1 protein-coding gene is annotated in these 354 nt (G+C 50.0%); it reads left to right on the top strand.

Features of this window, described 5'->3' with window-relative positions; all coding sequences use genetic code 11:
* Window positions 1-354: GTP-binding protein (locus tag H8K38_RS18775; RefSeq protein WP_255423082.1), on the top strand; the 354-nt coding region annotated here is incomplete at both ends.

The raw sequence follows: 354 nt of genomic DNA, 5'->3' as shown, positions 1-354 counted from the left end.
TTACAATTAATACTGCCCACGTTGAATACGAAACAGCAACACGCCACTACGCTCACGTTGACTGCCCAGGCCATGCTGACTATGTTAAAAACATGATCACTGGTGCGGCTCAGATGGACGGCGCGATTCTGGTTTGCTCCGCAGCAGACGGCCCAATGCCACAAACACGTGAGCACATCCTGTTGGCTCGCCAGGTTGGCGTTCCATACATCATCGTTTTCCTGAATAAATGCGACATGGTTGATGACGCTGAATTGCTGGAACTCGTTGAAATGGAAGTGCGTGAATTACTGTCCAAATATGAATTCCCAGGCGACGATCTGCCTATCATCCAAGGTTCCGCAAAACTGGCGC

It is taken from the genome of Undibacterium sp. FT79W, assembly GCF_014284215.1.
GTDB classification, from domain to species: domain Bacteria; phylum Pseudomonadota; class Gammaproteobacteria; order Burkholderiales; family Burkholderiaceae_D; genus Undibacterium; species Undibacterium aquatile.
This window is presented reverse-complemented; position numbering and strand designations above follow the sequence as displayed.